This is a genomic window from Stenotrophomonas sp. SrG (assembly GCF_050031795.1).
Lineage (GTDB): Bacteria > Pseudomonadota > Gammaproteobacteria > Xanthomonadales > Xanthomonadaceae > Stenotrophomonas > Stenotrophomonas rhizophila_A.
Genome location: NZ_JBNBBE010000702.1, coordinates 1 through 247, shown reverse-complemented (window position 1 = coordinate 247; position 247 = coordinate 1). Strand labels below are relative to the sequence as shown.

Here is a 247-nt window from a genome sequence, read left to right as displayed (position 1 = left end):
ACCAGGAGCGCTGCGACCGCGCCGGCCTGGTCGCCTTTGCCGAGCTGCTGCTGCGCGCGCACGAACTGCTGCGCGACAACCCGGCGCTGCTGGCCCCCTACCGCTCGCGTTTCCGCGAGATCCTGGTGGACGAGTTCCAGGACACCCACGCCATCCAGTACGCCTTCGTGCGCGTGCTGGCCGGCGACAGCGGCCACGGGTTCGTGGTCGGCGACGACGACCAGGCCATCTACGGCTGGCGCGGCGC

1 protein-coding gene is annotated in these 247 nt (G+C 72.1%); it reads left to right on the top strand.

What is annotated here, in order from left to right; translation table 11 throughout:
- The coding region (locus ACQG3P_RS21390; RefSeq protein WP_426806178.1) for a UvrD-helicase domain-containing protein at nt 1-247 on the top strand (247 nt) is incomplete at both ends.